Genomic DNA, 12,965 nt, shown 5'->3' on the forward strand with positions numbered 1-12,965 from the left:
AAGTCCTTACGATTGCGGCATGAACGATCCCGATATCAGGAAATCCTGCACCCGCTCGCTATCGTACCATGGCTTTTCCGGACCGCGCGAACAGCTTCTCGCGCTGGCCGACTATGCGCCCGAGGATGAGGCCGCGGATGTCTATGGCGCCGGTGGCGCCGTGGCGCGGCTCGAGGAGCGCACGGCCGCATTGCTGGGCAAGCCGGCTGCACGGTTCTTCATCAAGGGCATGACCGCGCAATACTGCGCGCTCCGCGTCCACGCCGACGCGCGCGGGACTGACACGGTCGCGATGCATCCGCAGGGGCATATCGCGTCGGACGAAGGGGACGGGCTCGAACGCGTGGCCGGCCTGAAGGTTGTCCGCCTCGGCCGCTATCAGCCGTTCGATCTTGCCGCGCTGCAAGCCGTGGAGGAGAAGCTGGCGGCGGTGGTCGTCGAACTGCCGCTGCGCCGGTCAGGCTATTTGCTGCCGCCGCTGGACGAATTGCGGGCGATGTCCGCGTGGTGTCGTGAAAAGGGTATCCCGCTGCATTTCGATGGTGCGCGGCTGTGGGAAGGGGCGGCGGGGTATGACGTCGCGCTGACCGATCTCGCCGACCTCGCGGATACGGTCTATGTGTCCTACTACAAGGGGCTCGGCGGCCTGGGCGGCGCGGCGCTGGTTGGCGATGACGCCTTCATCCGGCGTCTCGCGCCATGGAAAACCCGCTTCGCGGGCAACCTCGCGACGGCCTTTCCGCAGGCGCTTTCGGCGCTGGCGGGCATCGATCAGCATCTGGCCCGCATGCCCGAATATGTCCGCCGCGCACGCGATCTGGCCGAGGTGTTGGCCTCCGACGGGCGGATCATCGTTCACCCGGTCATTCCCCACGCGAACAGCTTCCAGCTCCTGCTGCCGGGAACGCCCGCCGATCTGGACCAGAGACACGCGGCGTTCGCGCGGCAGCATGGCGTCTGGCTGTTCAACGCCTTCACCGAATCCCCGATCGAGGGACGCTCGATCGCCGAAGTGGTGATCGGAGCGGCGTCCGATACCTGGGAGAACGGCGAAGTCGCGCGCTGGATCGATGCCTTGCTGGCCGCCTAGACATTCGGGCCATCGCGGCGGGCTGATGCCGCGATGGCCCGACCGCGTCAGAACTTGACCTTGGCTTCCACCGCCCAGGTCGCCGGCTGCGCGCGGAACCCGATATCGGTATCGGACCCGGAATAGGCCTTCGGGTTGTAGTCGCTGTAATATTTCTCGTTGAAGATGTTGCGGCCGCTGAAATAGAGGCCCCAGCGCTCGTTCTCGACGCCCACGCGCACATCGACGAGGTTCATCGGGTTCTGCACCTGGCGGTTGTCCACCTGCCAGTACTTGCGCCCCTTGTGCGCATAGTCGAGCCGCAGCAGCAGCCCGAAATCGTCGGTCAGCGGGCGGTTGTACTGGAAGCCGGCATTCATCGACCAGGTCGTGGTCTTGGGCGTGTGGTTGCCCACGGAGGCGGGATCGACCACGTTCTTGCGGATGTTGGTATCGGTCGTGCCAATGGCGCCGAACAATTGCAGGCCCTTGGTGGGCAGCGCCTGCATTTCCAGCTCGACACCCCAGATATGCACCTTGTCGATATTGCCGATGATCTGCGAGGCCGTGGCGACATCGATGTAGAAATACTGGAAATCCTTGCTGACGGCCTTGTAGACCGCCCCGTTCAGGATCAGGCGGCGATCGAACCAGCTCGTCTTGAAGCCGGCCTCGTAGTTCGCCAGCTTTTCCGCGCGGAACACCGGGATGCTCACCGTGGGCGCGTTGAACCCGCCCGAACGGAAGCCGGTGCTGTACGTCGCGTAGACGAGCTGCCGGTCGTTGAACTTGTAGGTCAGCGTCGCCTTGGGCTGGACGTTGTCGAAGCTGGTCTTGCGCACCACGCCCGATGCCAGGTCGGTCTGCCGCCGTTCGTCCCGATCGTAGCGCAGCGCACCCGACAGGGTGAGGTGATCGCTCAGGTCGTAATCGACGTTGCCATAGACGGCATAGGCGTTGTTGCTGTTGTCCTCGCTCAGCCGGATCAGGGCCAGCGCGGGATTGTCGATCTGATCGCGCGATCCGTTCAGGTCGATGAAGGCGCGGGTCAGCAGGCTGCGCTTGGTGTGCAGGTAATAGCCGCCGAGAATCCAGCGGAACGGCCCCTTGCCGTTGGAGACGAGGCGCAATTCCTGGCTGGTCAGCTTGACGCGCAGGTCCTGTCCCTGGCCGGCCTGGATGCCGAAGCCGAGGAAACCACCCGGATTGTCCACCGGATTGCCGAAATCTAGATCGCCGCGATAGCTCTCCTTGATGTCGGTATAGGCGGTGATGCTGGTCAGCGTGGCGGCGCCGAGATCGAGATCGATCTTGGCCGAGGTATCGAACAGGTGGCCGAACGTCAGGCCTTCGATGTTCGAGCTGGGCAGCCGGAAATCATTGGCCAGCCCGGAAGGGACGCGGCTGTCATAGATCGCGCCGGCGCGGAAATCGCGGTAGGAGGCGCGCAGGTCGATCTTCAGGTTGTCGCTGAGCGAGGCCTTGAACTTGCCGCGCAGTTCCCAGTCGTGGTCGATGAAATCGACGTTCTTGTTGCTGTAGGTGTTGCGGATGCGCCCGTTGTCGGTCTTGTACGATCCGGCGACGCGCAGGCCCGCGTCATCGCCGACCGGGGTGGAGAGCGAGCCGGTCACGTCGATGGCGTCGCCCCGGCCATAGCTGGCGTCGAGCGCGCCTTCCATGTGGTCGGACGGGTCCTTGGTGATGATGTTCATCGCCCCGCCGATGGCGTTGCGTCCGTAAAGGCCGCCTTGCGGTCCCTTCAGCACTTCGATCCGCTGGATATCGAACAGGTTCATCCGCAGTTGCTTCTGGCTGTTCTGGGGAACGCCGTCGACGATCACCGCCACGGGCGAATCCGCATTGTTGATCTGCGTGACGCCGCGCACCACCACGAACGAGTTGAGATAAGTGAAGCTTTCGTCGAACGAGACGTTGGGCACCAGATTGACGAATTCGTGCGTGGATTTGATGCCCGCGTCGGCGATCTTTTCCTCGGAGAACGCGGCTACCTGGATCGGCACGTTCTGGAGGTTCTCCTGGCGCCGCTGCGCGGTCACCACGATATCGCCAAAGCCCTGGTTCTGCGGCGCTTCCTGCGCCATTGCGTGCGTTCCGGCGGTCAGTCCGGCAATTGCGATGGCCAGCCGGCCGGCGCCCCTCATGTTGTTCGTTCCCATCGTCTTTCCCCTTTTTATGCCCCGTGTCGAGCGATGCCTATCTCCGGGTATCCCCTCAGCTCCTTGTCGCGTGGCGTGCCGTACGTGCGCTTGCTGTGCGCCAGCCCGGCGCGGACCAGGCCGTCCGCCATGCAGACCGTGGCCGGGACCGGATCGATCACCGGCAGACTATGTCCGTGGGCGCGCAAGGTTGCGGCAATGGCCTGCGCGCAGCCGAGGAAGCCTGTGCAGCCCAGCACGATGGCGTGCGCGCCATCCTCCTCCACGGCCGCCCGCGAAGCCTGCGCCAGTTCCGTCGTCAGCCGTTCGGGCGCGGCTTCCAGTTCGAGCACCGGAATGCCGATGACCCTTACGGACGCGAGCTTTTCGCCCACGCCATAGACCTTCGCCAGATTCTCGATCATCGGCACGACCGAATCGAGCACCGTCACCACGCTGAACCGGTGGCCGAGCATGGCGGCGAGATGCATGGCGGTCTGCGCCGGCCCCAGCACGGGAATGGACACCACCTCGCGCGCGGCCTTCAGCCCCGGATCGCCCATGCAGTCGATGACAATGGCGTCCGCGCCCGCACGTTCCGCCCTGATCGCCTCGACCACGATGCCCGGGACGGCCATCGCCTCGTCGAATTCGCACTCGATAGAGGCCGGGCCGGTCGCGAGCAGCGACTGGGTGATCACCAGATCGTCGCGCATCAGCGGTGCCACGTCGTCCAGCGTGCGGATCCCTTCGGTGATGACGGGGGTGATGAGGTGCACTCGCATCACGCGCACTCCCCGATCAGGTCGCGGACGGGCACGTAGTCCTCGTCCAGCCCGAAGCATCGCGGGCCGACCACGTCCAGCGCGTGCGGCGTGGTGAGGATCGGCGGCGCGCTGCACGCCACCACGGCGACGCGCTGGCCATAGGCAAGCCGTTCGGTGGGAATGGCATGCGCGGTTTCGGCATCGACGATGGTGATAAGATCGGGGACGATGCCGCGCAGTTCGCCGTTGACGTGCACAACGAGGTTCTCGTTCTGGAATCGGACTTCAGCCACACCAGTCGCCGCATCCGCCCCGCCCATGGCGGAGATCGTGCAACTGCCGAACACCCAGCCGCGCGTGGTATCGCGTTCGAGGCTGGTGATCTTGCCCCGGAACACCACCGCCGCGTCCGAATAATAGGCGTGGGCGCGCAGGGCATCGATCAGGCGATCGAGCGGCGGGCGGGGATCGCCGCCGCGCGCGATCGCTTCGCCGATCCCGATCGCGCCGCTCAGCGTCAGCGGCACGGCGGCGCGGCGCGCCTGCGCCCCGGTCATCGGATAGCACGACATGCACACGCTGGCGCCCATCACCGCGGCGACGGGGCGCGCCAGTTCCTCGGCTTTCAGACCTGTGACCGTCTGGTAGAGTACGCTGTTGCCGTGCTCGTCCGCGATCGTCATCGGGGCGCAGGCCACGCCCTCGATGTTGAAGCTGGTCATCTGGAGCGCGGGGAAGGCGCGGCCCATGCCGTCGGCATCAACGATCGGCAGCCCGCGCATCGCCGCGTAGGCGACCGGCATCATCGAATTGCAGCCGCCGATTTCGGCGGAAATGATCGCGGTGGCGGTGCGGCCCAGGAAGCGTTCCAGCACTTCCACGGCGCGGTGCTGGTCCTCGATCGAGAACAGCTTCTCGATCATCACCGTCGGCGCGCCCATCGCAGCGGCGACGAACACGTTGTCCTCGTCCTTGAGATCCTCCGGCCGAACGATCGGGACGGGGCCGTATTGCGCGATCGCCTCGCGGCACAGGAGCGAGCCGAGATAGGGATCCCCGCCGCCGCCGGTGCCCAGGAAGGCCGATCCGATCGCCAGGTGTTCGATATTGTCGAGCGTGATTTCGCGAACCATCACCGTACCTCCGCAAGCGCCAGATCGCCGACCGCGCGGCAGACAACGCGGGTTGCCCCGCCCGGCAGGTATTGCAGCGGGACCGCCTCGATGTTGACGATCTCCACCGTGACGGCGTTGGCCCCGGCGGCGATGGCCTGTTCGGTCGCCTGCGCGCGGGCATCGGCAAGCGCCGCTTCGCGGCTCGCAGCGTCGGGCGCGTTGTAGATGCGGTCGATCTCGCCGCTGACCTGGCCGATGGCTGCGCCGATCGCGTTGGCGACGCCGGCGTGTTCGGGGCGCATCATGTCGGAAACGCCCTGCGGCGTGGCCGAAACCAGCACCGATCCGCCGCCGACAAGGATCATCGGGATATCGCCCGGCGCGGTTTTCATGCGGTCGATGGCATCGTCGATCAACCGGTCGATCGCGCCGCGCGCTTGCTCCACCAGCGCGGTGGGCAGGTGGGCCACCCGGGCGGGATCGCCGAACGTCGCCTGTCCGCTCGCCACCGCGATGTCGCTGGTGGTGAGCGTTTCGCCGCCGAAGATCAGCCCCTCGCTGCGCAGGCGGAAACCCACCGAATCCGGCCCGACGGTGACGCCGTCCGGCGTCTCGCGGACAAGGCTGCCGCCGCCGAGGCCGATCGAGAGAATATCGGGCATGCGGAAGTTGGTGCGCACGCCGCCGACGTCGACATGGACGGTCGATTGGCGCGGGAAACGCGCGATCAGCACGCCCACGTCCGACGTGGTGCCGCCGATGTCGACCACGATCGCATCGCTCGCGCCGGTCAGCCACGCCGCGCCGCGCAGGCTGTTGGTGGGACCGGCGGCGAAGGTCAGCACCGGATAGCGCTGCATGTGGTCGGCGCTCATCAGCGTGCCGTCGTTCTGGCTGATGTAGAACGGCGCGGCGATGCCGAGTTCGGCCAGCGCGCGCCGGAACGCCGACGTGATGGTGGCGGCGAGCGGGCGCAGGCTGGCGTTCATGATCGCGGCGTTCTCGCGCTCCAGCAGGCCCACGCGGCCGACTTCGGACGAGAGCGAGACTTCCATCCCCGGGGCGTGCTGCGCGATCAGTTCGGCGGCGCGCGTCTCGTGCGCCGGGTTCAGCTGGCTGAAGATGCAGGAGACGGCGATCTGGCCGATGCCCGCCGCGCGCGCTTGCTCGACAGCGGCGAGGATGGCGGCTTCATCCAGCGGGGAGATTTCGCGCCCGTCAAATTCGAAGCCGCCGCGCACCATCGCCGATCCGCCGCGCACCACCGCCTTGAGATCGTCGGGCCACGCGGTGAACGGAGGAATGCCGCGCCCGGCGGGGAAGCCGATGCGGATGGCGAACACCGGCACCAGTTCGCGGCGCTGGATGAAGGCGTTGGTGAAATGGGTCGTGCCGATCATGACGGCGTCGATCGCGTCCGGCGTGATCGCGCATTCGGAAATCAGCGCGGTGATCGCTTCGGCAATGCCCGAACTGACGTCCTTGCTGGTCGGGCGTTTCACTGCCCCCAGCACGTTCTTGCCTGATAGAAGAACGGCATCGGTATTCGTGCCGCCCACATCCACGCCAATCCGCATTGAAGCCCTCCGCTGGTGGAGGACAGCTTTCCTGCGCCGTGGCCGGTGCGCAACGCGCCCGGCTGGGAGGGGAAGGGTTCTACATGGTAGTCATGAGATAGTGCATCGGATTACGGCACTACTCGGATTAGTAGTCAGGCGGATGCGAACCGCCTGCCAGCGGCAATCGCCGAGACCCGGTCGTGGACGCCCAGCTTCTTGTAGATGCTTTTGAGGTGATAGCGGACACCGTGTTCGGAAATGGCCAGCTGGCGTGCGATCCGCTTGTCCGAACCGCCGCCTTCCAGCAGCCGCAGCACTTCGCGCTCGCGCTCGGACAGGGCGCTCGCGCCGGCACCGCCCCGGTCGCGCAGCCGGTTGCCAAGCGTTTCCGCAAACGCGAGTCCGACCTCGTCGAGGCGGGCCTCCTCGCGCAAGCGCGCCAGCGGAGTGGCGAGGAGAGGGCCTGCCATGTCGCGGAATATCTGCCTGGTCCCGGTGCGCGCGCCGATCGCGATGGCCGCGCCCAGCAGATCGCGCGCGCGGTCGTCCTCGCCATCGATGCAGGCGGCGCTGAAGCGGGCGAGCAGGAAGCGCAGCCGCGATCGTTCGAGCCCGCGCGCGGCCGCACGCTCCAGCGCGGTTTCGAGAAGCGCGTCGGCCAGGTCGCGCGCACCATCGGCGCGCAGTTCATAGAAGCGGGCCAGCGTATACACCTCGTGCTCCTGCCAGCTGGCCGTCGGCCCGGGCTCCGGCGCGATCCAGCCCGGGGGAACGGGACTTTCGTTGCCCTGCATCGCTTCCTCGCCGACGATGCACAGGCCAATCCCCGTCACCAGATCGGCCACGCGCGGCAGGCCTTGCGCGCGCAGCTTGCCGACTTCGTCCTCGATGGCGCGCAGGGTGGTCCCGAGGCCATGGTCGATGCGGTTGAGCCGCACCATCGTTTCATAGGCCAGGAAGTAGATGTCGAACCAGGCTTCGGCGTCGGGCATCCTGTGCGCGGACTTGCGGACCGAATTGCGCGCGCTCGTCAATTGGCCGGCTTCGTACTCGATCGATCCGGTGAGCGCGGCGATCACCGTTTCCACGCCCACATCATGCGCGAAGCCCTGCTGCCAGTGACGGCGCGCCTCCGACATGCAGGTACGCGCCTGCTTGAGCCTTGCTTCGGCCAGGTGGATCGCGGCTTCGTGCATGAACAGAAACATGACGTTGTAATGCGAAGCGGCCAGTTTGGCCTGTGCGCGCGCGTCGATCAGGCTGGCCCTCGCCACATCGAACCGGGCGCGCTGCGAATTGAGGATGCACGAAAGCGTCGAGAGGAAACTGCGCAGGGCGGCGTCTTCGGCCTGCTCGGCGGTCAGGCCGCGCAGCAGTTCAAGGTCGTTCGTCCGTTCCAGCGAGCAGCCATAGACCAGCAGCGTTACGCGCACGATTTCCAGATCGCGCGCCAGCGGATCGGGCGGGCCGATCCCGGCCTGCGCCATTTCCGCCGCCAGCGTTTCGTACAGGTGCTGCGCCACGCGGATGCGGCCGCCCTTGAGGTGGACGATGCAGTCCATCATCCGCAGCACGAGCGAGGCAGCCACGTCCTCCACGCTGGATTTCTCGACGAGTTCGCGCAGAACGGGAAAGCCGTGGACGATCCAGATGCGCAGCGCGCCATGCGCATCGGCATATTCGCGGATACGGCCGGAATTGCCTGCCATCCGGGCCAGCGTGGCAGCTTCGGCAAGCTGGCCCGTGCCGGAATAGTGGTCGGCCATGGCCAGCAGAAGGCTCTCGCGGTCCTCCCCCGCGCCTGCGGTCTGTGGTCCGTCGCGCAGCAGGACGCGCAAGGCGGGATGGAGGTGGATGCGCTGGCCCTGCCGGTCGACCAGACCTTTCAGGCGATAGGCGAGATCGGCGACGACCGTGTCTTCCCGCCGCTGGCTGTCTATCGCTCGCAAGGTCGCCAGATCGGGCGCATCGAGCCAGCTTGCGTGCGTCAGCGCGGCGCATTCGGCCGGTGCGAACGACGCCAGCACTTCCTGCGCGATGAACGTGCCGAGTCCACTTTCGCGCACGATGTCGAGATCGCTCCAACTTGCCGACACCTCGCGCGCGGAGGCGGCCCAGCGGGTCAGCACGTCCAGCGCCACCGGCCAGTCGCCGGCCAGGGCCTGGATGCGGGCGCGGATCGCCGGGCGCAGCGAGCCTTTCAGTGTGCTGGCGATATCCTGCGGGCGCAGGCGCAAGGCATCGGCGTCCAGCACGTCGATCGGCGTCCGCAGGGCCATGCGCGCCAGCGGCAGATCGCCGGGCTGGTGGATCGTGAAGATCACCCGGCGGCCGGCGCGTTCAAGGTCGATCCGGTCCAGCACTTGCGCCAGCAACCTGCCGTCGGCCGCGCCGGCGTCCTCGATCACGGTGACCGGCGCCTGCCCGGCCAGCAACCCTTCGGCCGCCGCCTGCGGATCGCGGCCATGTTCCCACAGGCCGAACACCGCGATCCCGTCCGTGCCCGCGCTGTGCAGGCGCTGCGCTGCCGCCTGCGCCAGCCGGCCCTTGTAGAAGCCCGGAGGGGCGCACAGCACCACGACCGGCCCGCCGGCAACGATGCGCTCCACCAGTCTGCCGAAATGTCCGTCCGTCGGGGAAAGTTGCATATGCGGGGTGTACCACCAGGCTGTGATGCCATGGTGGTACTACCTGGTAGGAAATCGGCCAAGCCTTGTTCAGATGTCCGCCGTCCCGGCAAACAGGCTTGCGGTATGGCCGCCGATCCAGACCTGGCCTTCGCCATCGGACTCGACCGTGATCCGGCCATCCCGGCCCAGGCACGCGCCTTGCGTAACGTGGTAGGGCGCCTTGACCTGCTCTTCGCCGATCAGCCATTGCGCGACCGAAGCGTTGAGGCTGCCGCATACCGGGTCTTCGATCAGGCCGCCGAACGGATCGCTGAAGAACGCGCGGATCTCGTAAGCGGCGGGATGACCCTCGGGATAGGACCCGACCACGCCGAGGTCGATCGTCGCCCCGTGCCAGCGCACGGGATCGAGCGCCAGCACCGCTTCCGCCGAGGCCAGCCGCACGGCGACCCAGCCGGGGCCGTTGTCCACCCAGCGCGAGGCAAGGATCGCGTCGCGCGGAATGCGCAGCACGGCGGTGATCTCGTCGAGCTTGTCGTCCTCGACCGCGCCGGACCGGATCGTCGGCGGGGCGGCGAAGGCCAGCGCAGACCCGGCGCGGCGCACGCGCACCAGCCCTGCGCCGCATTGCTGCACGACCTCGTTGGCGTCGCGCGGCGTTCCGCCCGCCGCCAGCCAGGCGTGGCAGGTGCCGAGCGTGGGATGCCCGGCGAATGGCAGTTCGCGCGCCGGGGTGAAGATGCGCACGCGATAGTCCGCAGCCGTGTCGGTCGGTGGCAGCAGGAAGGTCGTTTCCGAGAAGTTCAGCCAGCGCGTGATGCGCAGCATCGTGTCAGGATCCAGTTCCTCGGGCGTGGTGACGACCGCCAGCGGATTGCCGCTGAACGCGCCGGTGCCGAACACGTCGACGATCTGGAAGGAATAGCGGGTCATGCATCAAGCCTTTCGCAGCGAGAAATGACGGGCGCCGGCCACGCAGCCGATCACCAGAACGAGTACCAGAACCATGTCCATGCCGACCGGTTCGTGCAGCAGCAGCGCGGCCAGGCCAAGCGCCAGCAGCGGCTGGACGAGCTGGAGTTGCCCCACGGCCGCGATGCCGCCCAGCGCAAGGCCGCGATACCAGAACATGAAGCCGATCAACATGCTGCCGAGCGAGACATAGCCAAGACCGAGCCAGGCCGGCGCACCGACCGCGCCCCACACCGGCGCCGTGGCCAGCGCCAGCGCGCCAAGCGAGACCGGCAGCGTCAGTGCAAGCGCCCAGCAGATCACTTGCCAGCCGCCCAGCCGGCGCGAGAGCACGGCACCTTCGGCATAGCCCAGCCCGCAGACGATTACCGCCGCGATCATCAGCGCAACCCCGGTGGGATCGGCGCGCAGCGAAGGCGACCAAGCGTAGCTCCCCACGCACATCGCGCCGAGCGCGGCGAACAGCCAGAACCGCCGGTCCGGCCGTTCGCGCGCCCGCAGCACCGCGAACGTCGCGGTCGACAGCGGCAGCAGGCCGGTGAAGATGATCGATGCGGACGCGTTCATGTGGCGTAGCGCCACGGCGGTGAGCAGGGGAAAGCCTACGACCACACCCAGCGCTACGACAACCAGCGGCACCAGATCGCGCCGTTCCGGGCGGGGCTGGCTCAGGACGATCAGCAGCGCCAGCGCGATCAGCCCGGCGATGGCGGCGCGGGCGAGCGTCAGGAACAGCGGATCGAGATCGATCACCGCCGCGCGTGTCGCCGGCAGCGATCCGCTGAAGATCACCACGCCGATCAGGCCGCTGAACCATCCTTCGAGCGATTTCTCCATAAGTCCTCCGGCAACCTCCTTGCCTCGGAAGCGGCGATGGGCGACAGGGACAATCCAGTAAGGTTGAAACAAACTGTACTGGTTCGATCGGCAATAAGGTTTCGGATCATGGCCTCATCGCAAGGCACGCTCGTCGAACAGGTCATGGGGCAGGTGCGCCGCCAGATCGCCTCGCGTGCGCTGCCGCCCGGGGCGAAGCTGCCTTCGATCCGTAGCGCGGCGGAAGCGGCGGGCGTGTCCAAGTCGACCGTCGTTGAAGCCTATGACCGGCTGGCGAGCGAAGGCACCGTTTCGGCGCGGCGCGGATCGGGGTTCTATGTCGCGCGGCAGGGCGAGCCGCTGTCGCTGGCCGACATCGCGCCCCGGTTGGACCGGGCGATCGATCCGCTGTGGGTCTCGCGCCAGTCGCTCGAAAGCCCCGGCGAACTGCCCAAGCCCGGCTGCGGCTGGCTGCCGCCCGCATGGCTGCCGGAGGAGGAGGTGCGCCGCGCGCTGCGCGCGATGGCGCGCGATGGCGGTGGCGCCCTGGCCGATTACGGCACGCCGCTGGGTCTTCCCGCGCTGCGCCAGATCCTCGCCCGGCGCCTGGGAGAACGCGGCGTGCATTGCGGCCCCGGCCAGATCATGCTGACCGAAAGCGGCACGCAAGCGATCGATCTTCTCTGCCGGCTGCTGATCGCGCCCGGCGATACCGTGCTGGTGGACGATCCGTGCTATTTCAATTTCCTCGCGCTGCTGCGCGCGCACCGCGTCACCGTGGTCAGCGTGCCGATGACGGCGGAAGGACCGGACCTTGCCGCGTTCGAACACGCGCTCGTCACGCACCGTCCCCGGCTCTACATCACCAATTCGGGCGTCCACAATCCCACCGGGGCCACGCTTTCGCTCACCACGGCGCACCGGCTGCTGCGGCTGGCGGACGCGCACGACCTGACCATCATCGAGGACGACATCTTCGCCGATTTCGACGAGGAACCCGCTCCGCGCCTGGCCGCGCTCGACGGGCTGGAGCGGGTGATCCAGATCGGCAGCTTTTCCAAGACGCTGTCGGCGGCGGTGCGCTGTGGCTACGTCGCGATCCGCGCCGACTGGATGGACCGGCTGGTGGACCTGTCGATCGCCACGGCCTTCGGGGCCGGGCGGCTGTCGAGCGAACTGGTGTTGCGCGTGATCCAGGACGGCAGTTACCGCCGCCACGTGCAGACGCTGCGCGCCCGGCTACGCAAGGCCCGGCGCGCCACGATCGAACGGCTGGGCGCGCTGAACATCGTGCCCTGGATCGAACCGCGCGCGGGCATGTTCCTGTGGTGCCAATTACCCGGCGGGATGGACGCCGCAGAATGCGCGCGTGCCGCGCTGGCGCAAGGGGTGGTTCTGGCCCCCGGCGACGTTTTCAGCCTGACGCGCACCGCGCCCGATTTCATGCGCTTCAACGTGGCGCAATGCGTGGCGCCGGGCGCGGCCGGCCTGCTGGAGCAGTTTTTCGCGCCCGGCTGAGCCGCCTACAGCCGTGAAGCCGTGTCGCCGTGGCCGGGGACGAACCGGCGCGCGGAAAAGCTGTGCGGCACGTCCGCGCTGCCACCATAAAGCTCGTGGTGCGGCGCGGCCTCGGCAAAGGCGCAGGCCAGTTCGAACAGGTTGTTCTGCGCTTCGTCCATCTCCTCGAGCGGAACCTGTTCGAGGAGATCAAGCGCGGCGCGCAGGCGTGGCATGAACGCCGCGTAGAACCCCGCGAAATCCTGCGCCGAAGCGCTCCAGCGGATGGCGCTGCGCGCATTTTCCGTGGCGCGTGCCCAGTGTGCCGCAAGCTCGGTCAGGTCTTCGAAGCCGGCGGGCAGGGTGATGGTATCGGTCATC

General features: G+C 67.5%; 10 protein-coding genes. 2 read left to right on the forward strand and 8 right to left on the reverse strand.

Features of this window, described 5'->3' with window-relative positions:
* Positions 1 to 19: 19 nt before the first annotated feature.
* Positions 20 to 1,090 (forward strand): low specificity L-threonine aldolase, encoded by a 1,071-nt coding sequence (locus tag NMD1_RS01425; protein ID WP_125953299.1) that lies wholly within the window; start codon positions 20 to 22, stop codon positions 1,088 to 1,090.
* A 47-nt stretch (positions 1,091 to 1,137) separates the two neighbouring features.
* On the opposite strand, the gene NMD1_RS01430 is transcribed toward NMD1_RS01425, so the two are convergent.
* From NMD1_RS01430 to NMD1_RS01460, 7 genes are all read right to left on the reverse strand, one after another.
* A complete protein-coding gene (locus NMD1_RS01430; protein WP_125953300.1) occupies positions 1,138 to 3,249 on the reverse strand; it encodes a TonB-dependent receptor in 2,112 nt (703 codons plus the stop codon).
* Positions 3,250 to 3,263: 14 nt separating this feature from the next.
* Positions 3,264 to 4,013, reverse strand: coding sequence for an aspartate/glutamate racemase family protein (locus tag NMD1_RS01435; RefSeq protein WP_233497339.1), 750 nt, complete (start codon positions 4,011 to 4,013; stop codon positions 3,264 to 3,266).
* Positions 4,013 to 5,128, reverse strand: coding sequence for a DUF917 domain-containing protein (locus NMD1_RS01440; RefSeq protein WP_125953302.1), 1,116 nt, complete (start codon positions 5,126 to 5,128; stop codon positions 4,013 to 4,015). The genes NMD1_RS01435 and NMD1_RS01440 overlap by 1 nt, the downstream gene beginning before the upstream one ends.
* Complete coding sequence (locus tag NMD1_RS01445) at positions 5,128 to 6,687, reverse strand: hydantoinase/oxoprolinase family protein (RefSeq protein WP_125953303.1); 1,560 nt, start codon at positions 6,685 to 6,687, stop codon at positions 5,128 to 5,130. Before NMD1_RS01445 ends, NMD1_RS01440 begins: the two co-directional genes overlap by 1 nt.
* Before the next feature lie 134 nt (positions 6,688 to 6,821).
* Complete coding sequence (locus NMD1_RS01450; RefSeq protein WP_125953304.1) at positions 6,822 to 9,317, reverse strand: LuxR C-terminal-related transcriptional regulator; 2,496 nt, start codon at positions 9,315 to 9,317, stop codon at positions 6,822 to 6,824.
* 69 nt (positions 9,318 to 9,386) lie between these two features.
* Positions 9,387 to 10,232: a PhzF family phenazine biosynthesis protein gene (locus NMD1_RS01455; RefSeq protein WP_125953305.1), complete on the reverse strand. Its 846-nt coding sequence runs from the start codon at positions 10,230 to 10,232 to the stop codon at positions 9,387 to 9,389.
* A gap of 3 nt (positions 10,233 to 10,235) precedes the next feature.
* On the reverse strand, positions 10,236 to 11,108 hold the full coding sequence (locus NMD1_RS01460) for a DMT family transporter (RefSeq protein ID WP_125953306.1): 873 nt from the start codon (positions 11,106 to 11,108) through the stop codon (positions 10,236 to 10,238).
* Positions 11,109 to 11,216: 108 nt separating this feature from the next.
* Between NMD1_RS01460 and NMD1_RS01465 the strand changes: the two genes are divergently transcribed.
* Complete coding sequence (locus tag NMD1_RS01465) at positions 11,217 to 12,605, forward strand: PLP-dependent aminotransferase family protein (RefSeq protein ID WP_125953307.1); 1,389 nt, start codon at positions 11,217 to 11,219, stop codon at positions 12,603 to 12,605.
* A 5-nt stretch (positions 12,606 to 12,610) separates the two neighbouring features.
* Here the strand turns inward: NMD1_RS01465 and NMD1_RS01470 are convergent, their stop codons facing one another.
* Positions 12,611 to 12,964, reverse strand: coding sequence for a hypothetical protein (locus tag NMD1_RS01470; RefSeq protein WP_125953308.1), 354 nt, complete (start codon positions 12,962 to 12,964; stop codon positions 12,611 to 12,613).
* Position 12,965 lies beyond the last annotated feature (1 nt).

It is taken from the genome of Novosphingobium sp. MD-1 (assembly GCF_001014975.1).
GTDB lineage: Bacteria > Pseudomonadota > Alphaproteobacteria > Sphingomonadales > Sphingomonadaceae > Novosphingobium.

What these genes read in the sequence shown, in the direction of transcription:
- NMD1_RS01425 (WP_125953299.1), top strand. Translation starts at nt 20, where the DNA reads ATGAACGATCCCGATATCAGGAAATCCTGCACCCGCTCGCTATCGTAC.
- NMD1_RS01430 (WP_125953300.1), bottom strand. Translation starts at nt 3,249, where the DNA reads ATGGGAACGAACAACATGAGGGGCGCCGGCCGGCTGGCCATCGCAATT.
- NMD1_RS01435 (WP_233497339.1), bottom strand. Translation starts at nt 4,013, where the DNA reads ATGCGAGTGCACCTCATCACCCCCGTCATCACCGAAGGGATCCGCACG.
- NMD1_RS01440 (WP_125953302.1), bottom strand. Translation starts at nt 5,128, where the DNA reads ATGGTTCGCGAAATCACGCTCGACAATATCGAACACCTGGCGATCGGA.
- NMD1_RS01445 (WP_125953303.1), bottom strand. Translation starts at nt 6,687, where the DNA reads ATGCGGATTGGCGTGGATGTGGGCGGCACGAATACCGATGCCGTTCTT.
- NMD1_RS01450 (WP_125953304.1), bottom strand. Translation starts at nt 9,317, where the DNA reads ATGCAACTTTCCCCGACGGACGGACATTTCGGCAGACTGGTGGAGCGC.
- NMD1_RS01455 (WP_125953305.1), bottom strand. Translation starts at nt 10,232, where the DNA reads ATGACCCGCTATTCCTTCCAGATCGTCGACGTGTTCGGCACCGGCGCG.
- NMD1_RS01460 (WP_125953306.1), bottom strand. Translation starts at nt 11,108, where the DNA reads ATGGAGAAATCGCTCGAAGGATGGTTCAGCGGCCTGATCGGCGTGGTG.
- NMD1_RS01465 (WP_125953307.1), top strand. Translation starts at nt 11,217, where the DNA reads ATGGCCTCATCGCAAGGCACGCTCGTCGAACAGGTCATGGGGCAGGTG.
- NMD1_RS01470 (WP_125953308.1), bottom strand. Translation starts at nt 12,964, where the DNA reads ATGACCGATACCATCACCCTGCCCGCCGGCTTCGAAGACCTGACCGAG.